Origin of the sequence: uncultured Novosphingobium sp. (genome assembly GCF_964277725.1) — a bacterium.
GTDB classification, from domain to species: domain Bacteria; phylum Pseudomonadota; class Alphaproteobacteria; order Sphingomonadales; family Sphingomonadaceae; genus Novosphingobium; species Novosphingobium fluoreni.
Window position 1 is genome coordinate 1 of the sequence record NZ_CAXYKL010000131.1, and the last position, 5176, is coordinate 5176.

At 64.2% G+C, this 5176-nt stretch carries 5 protein-coding genes; all 5 read left to right on the plus strand.

Annotation, left to right across the window (positions count from 1 at the left end; genetic code table 11):
- Nucleotides 1-203: histidinol dehydrogenase (locus ACHWRX_RS07810; protein WP_394658762.1), on the plus strand; the 203-nt coding region annotated here is incomplete at its 5' end.
- Nucleotides 200-643 (plus strand): transcription antitermination factor NusB, encoded by a 444-nt coding sequence (nusB, locus tag ACHWRX_RS07815; RefSeq protein WP_394658763.1) that lies wholly within the window; start codon nucleotides 200-202, stop codon nucleotides 641-643. The genes ACHWRX_RS07810 and nusB, both read left to right, overlap by 4 nt.
- A 22-nt stretch (nucleotides 644-665) precedes the next feature.
- Nucleotides 666-1628: a thiamine-phosphate kinase gene (thiL, locus tag ACHWRX_RS07820; protein WP_394658764.1), complete on the plus strand. Its 963-nt coding sequence runs from the start codon at nucleotides 666-668 to the stop codon at nucleotides 1626-1628.
- A 114-nt stretch (nucleotides 1629-1742) separates the two neighbouring features.
- Nucleotides 1743-3845 (plus strand): sodium-translocating pyrophosphatase, encoded by a 2103-nt coding sequence (locus tag ACHWRX_RS07825; protein WP_394658765.1) that lies wholly within the window; start codon nucleotides 1743-1745, stop codon nucleotides 3843-3845.
- Between the two features lie 133 nt (nucleotides 3846-3978).
- On the plus strand, nucleotides 3979-5115 hold the full coding sequence (locus tag ACHWRX_RS07830; protein ID WP_394658766.1) for a GNAT family N-acetyltransferase: 1137 nt from the start codon (nucleotides 3979-3981) through the stop codon (nucleotides 5113-5115).
- Nucleotides 5116-5176 lie beyond the last annotated feature (61 nt).

Consider the following 5176-nt stretch of genomic DNA (forward strand, 5'->3'; position numbering starts at 1 on the left):
CCGGGCCCAATCACGTGCTACCCACCGGTCGTCGCGCCCGCTTTGCTTCGGGGCTTTCAGTGCTGGATTTCATGAAGCGCACCAGCTTCATCCAATTGGACAAGCGCGCCCTTCAGGCGATCGGGCCAGCCGCCATCGCCTTGGCCGAAGCGGAAGGCCTGCCCGCGCACGCACGCTCTATCGAGACGAGACTAGGAATATGAAGTCCAAGACCAAAGGCCGCGCCGCCGCCCGCCTTGCCGCGGTCCAGGCGCTCTACCAGTTCGAGATGGAGAGCACCCCGCAAGCCCAGTTGCTGGACGAGTTTCATCGCCATCGTCTGGGTGCCGAGATCGACGATGACCAATACGCCGAGGCCGAGGTCGCCTTTTTCGACAACGTGGTAACCGGCGTGATCGCCCGGCGTGACGAGATCGACGGGCTGCTTTCGGCCAAGCTGGCGCAGGGATGGTCCCTCCCTCGCCTTGACCGCACGATGCTGCAGATCCTGCGTGCCGGTACCTGGGAGTTGATTGCTCGCCCCGACGTTCCGACCGCCAGCGCGATCAGCGAATATCTCGACGTGGCCCACGCCTTCTTCGACGCGCGTGAGACCAAGTTCGTGAACGGCGTGCTGGACGGCGTCGCCAAGCAGGTCCGTTGAACGGGCGCCCGCTGCCGTGCCGGTGAGCGGCGAGGCTGCCTTCATCGCTTCCCTGCGCGCCATCGCCACGTCCGACGCGGCGCGGGGCCTGGCCGATGATGCCGCGGTGCTGCCGATCGGTGGCTCCCGACTGGTCCTCACCATGGACACGATCGTCGAGGGCATCCACTTCCTGCCCGACGATCCCGCCGAAACGGTCGCCTGGAAACTGGTGGCGACCAACGTCTCCGATCTCGCCGCCAAGGGCGCGCGACCCAGGGGATGCCTGCTGTCCTACGCCCTCTCGAACGATGCGGCATGGAACGCGCGGTTTCTGACCGGGCTGGAGAAAGCCTGCGGCAGCTTCGCGATTCCCCTGCTGGGTGGTGACACGGTCGGTCATGTCTCCGGCTCCACCCGCAGCTTCGCACTGGTCGCCCTGGGAGAACCGGTTGAGGGCGTGAGCGTCCCTTCGCGTAGCGGTGCCAATCCCGGGGACACAATCTGGGTGAGCGGCACGATCGGCGATGCCGGACTGGGATTGGCGCTGCTGCAGGAGCGACTTCAGGCGGACGAAGCCAGCCAGGCCGCCCTGATATCCGCCTATCGCGAACCTCGGCCAAGCGTAGCTCTGGGTCTTGCCCTCGCCCCGCTGGTCAGCGCGATGATGGACATTTCGGATGGCCTGCTGATCGATACGCAGCGCCTTGCCAAAGCGAGTGGGCGTTCGGCCATCATCGAATTGGACAAAGTCCCTCTGTCGCCGGCGCTGCTTCAGACGGTGGGAGATGATTTAGAAAGCCGCATTTCCGCAGCTTCGGCGGGCGATGATTATTGCCTGCTCTTCACCGCGCCCCAAGCGCACGAAGCGCTGCTGATGGCAGCAGCCAAGGAGCAAGACGCGGTTCTCTACAAAGTAGGGGCAATCGGGTCAGGTGAAGGCCTGACCCTGCTCCATAACGCGGCGCCAGTGCCGCTCCCCGATCATCTTGGTTTTCAGCACTGACATTGCATTTTTGCAAACCCCTTGCCAGTCCCCCGGCCGCCCTATAGCCCTAGTGTCCGAGCAGCAAAAAAATGCTGCCGAATAAGATAATAAACAAGGGAAAGGGGATGCTGCGTGAATTTGATCACGATTGCCATCGTCCTGGGGTTGGTCGCCGTTGTGTACGGCTTCGTCACCAGTAGACAAGTGCTCGGCGCTTCAGCCGGTTCGGAAAAGATGCAGGAAATCGCCGCCGCCATACAGGAGGGTGCGCAAGCCTACTTACGGCGACAATACACCACTATCGCCATCGTCGGTGTCGTCGTCGCTCTCATCATCATCGTGACACTGGGGCCGGTGCAAGCCAGCGGCTTCGCTATCGGGGCGATCCTATCGGGAGTGGCCGGGTTTATCGGCATGAACGTATCGGTGCGCGCCAACGTGCGCACAGCGGCAGCCGCGCAGAAGGGCCTGCAGCAGGGCCTCACCCTGGCCTTCCGCGCCGGTGCGATCACCGGCATGCTGGTAGCAGGGCTGGCTCTGCTCGCGATCGCCTGTTTCTTCTACTACCTGACGGCGATCGCCGGCTACGAAGTCGGCACGGCAGACCGCACCGTCGTCGATGGCCTCGTCGCACTGGCATTTGGGGCATCGCTGATCTCGATCTTCGCGCGGCTCGGCGGCGGTATCTTCACCAAGGCCGCGGACGTCGGCGCCGATCTCGTCGGCAAAGTCGAGGCGGGCATTCCCGAAGACGATCCGCGCAACCCCGCCGTCATTGCCGACAACGTGGGCGATAACGTGGGCGACTGTGCGGGTATGGCCGCAGACTTGTTCGAAACCTATGTCGTCACCGTGGGCGCAACCATGGTGTTGACCGCACTGCTGGTGAAGGGCCTTGGCGCTTACCTGCTTGCCATGATGACATTGCCGCTGCTGATCGGTGGCGTGTGCATTATCACATCGATCATCGGCACATATTTCGTCAAGCTGGGTGCCAAACAGTCGATCATGGGGGCGATGTACAAGGGCTTCCTTGTCACCGCGATCCTTTCAATCCCCGCGATCTACGGCTGTATCTGGTTCATCCGGCAGGGTGACATGATGGCGCCGGTCGGTGTCGATCCTTACACCGGTATGGACCTGTTCTGGTGTTCGATGGTAGGATTGGCGATCACCGGGCTGATCATCTGGATCACCGAGTACTACACGGGCACGCAGTACCGCCCGGTGCGCTCGATCGCGCAATCATCCGTTACCGGCCACGGCACCAACGTGATCCAGGGCCTGGCGATCAGCATGGAAGCGACCGCGCTGCCGACCGTGGTGATCGTGGCGGGCATCGTCGTCGCCTATCAACTCGCCGGCCTGATCGGTATCGCCTACGCCGCCACGGCCATGTTGGCCCTAGCCGGAATGGTGGTCGCACTCGATGCTTACGGACCCGTCACCGACAATGCGGGCGGCATCGCCGAGATGGCGGGTTTGGACGACTCTGTTCGAGAGAAGACCGACGCGCTCGACGCTGTGGGCAACACCACCAAGGCCGTCACCAAGGGCTATGCGATCGGTTCCGCCGGCCTTGCGGCACTGGTGCTGTTCGCTGCCTATACCAATGACCTGAAGGCGTTTTTTCCCGAGCTGACCGTCAATTTCAGCCTGGAGAACCCTTACGTCATCGTAGGTCTGCTGCTCGGAGCCTTGCTGCCCTACCTCTTCGGTTCGATGGGCATGACCGCCGTTGGCCGAGCCGCAGGCGATGTGGTGGTCGATGTTCGCGAGCAGTTCCGTGAAAAGCCGGGCATCATGACGTACGAGCAGAAGCCTGACTACGCCCGCACGGTCGACCTCGTCACTCGAGCGGCCATCAAGGAGATGATCATTCCGTCACTCCTGCCGGTGCTGGCCCCGATCGTGGTGTATTTCGTCATCACCTTCGTCGCCGGGCAGGCCAATGGCTTTGCCGCGCTGGGAGCCCTTCTGCTGGGCGTGATCGTCAGCGGCCTCTTCGTCGCGCTGTCGATGACGTCGGGCGGCGGTGCGTGGGACAACGCCAAGAAGTACATCGAAGACGGTCACCACGGCGGCAAAGGCTCCGAGGCGCACAAGGCCGCGGTGACCGGCGACACGGTCGGCGATCCCTACAAGGACACCGCCGGCCCCGCCGTAAACCCGATGATCAAGATCACGAATATCGTGGCGCTGTTGCTGCTGGCCGTTCTGGCCGGTCACGGCTGATCAGCCAACTACCCCGCCCGTGCACGTTGCGGGCGGGGTTTCTTAACCAACCATGTTAGCCTGCTCTTGACCGCGATCTGATAGCCCGCCTTCGCGCGACGATCCTTCGCGTGGCGACGGGATTAACCAGACGGTGGCGACACAGCCGGTAGAGCAGCAGGACGAGAACGCCGGCGCGTCGCTACGCCTGGTGCCGTGCGCCGCTCTCTCCGATCCAGAGTCCATCCGCTCGTGGGACGCCCTAGCGGCCTGTGCCATCGAGCCCAATCCCTTCCTTGAAAGCTGGTACCTCCTCCCCTCGCTGCATCTGCTGTCTGACCAGACCGAGGTGAACCTGCTGCGGCTCGACATTTCGGGTGAACTGGCGGGCATGCTGCCGATCGCGCGGCCAAGTCACTACTATCGCTACCCCTTCCCCCACCTCAGCAACTGGTTGCACCCCAACATGTTCTGCGGCGCACCGCTCGTCGCGGCCGGGTCGGAGGGAGCATTCTGGCAAGCTCTGCTGCGCTGGGCGGACCAGAACGCCGGCACCGCCCTGTTCCTTCACTTGCGCGACCTTCCGCTCGACGGGCCACTTTATACCGCCTTGCTTGACGTCTGCTCCCAGCAGCGCCGTCAGTGCGAAGTCGTCCAGCGGGAAGAGCGCGCCATGTTGGTCTCCAACCTCTCGCCAGAGGCCTACTGGGATGCCTCGATGTCCGGCAAGAAACGCAAGGAGTTGCGCCGCCAGGCCAATCGCCTTGGCGACGAAGGCGCCGTGTCCTTCGCCCGCCGCACCGATGCCGACGGGCTCGACCAGTGGACGCAAGACTTCCTCCGCCTCGAGCAGGCCGGCTGGAAGGGAGAGGCCGGCTCGGCCCTCGCCAGCGCCCCCGCCACTGCCACGCTCTTTGCCGAAAGCCTCGCCGGAGCTGCCGCTCGCGGCCGCCTCGAGCGGCTGACCCTCTCCCTCGAAGGCCGCCCGATCGCCATGCTTGCCACCTGCCTCAGCCCGCCCGCCGCGTTCTCCTTCAAGACCGCATTCGACGAGCGGTTCGCGCGCTTCTCCCCCGGCGTGCTGCTCCAGCGCGAAAACCTGGCGATCCTGGGGAACCCCGACATTGCCTGGACCGACAGCTGCGCCGCCGCCGACCATCCGATGATCGACCACATCTGGCGTGAGCGGCGCGAGATCGGCAGGCTCTCGATCGCCATCGGCGGCGCCGCCCGCCGCTTCGCCTTTCGTCAGCTGGTCCGCCACGAGACCCGCCAAGGTTCCGGGCGATGAGCGTCTTCCCCCCCGCCTCGCGCGCCGCTTTCGCCCAAGCCTATCCCGAGACGCCGCACGT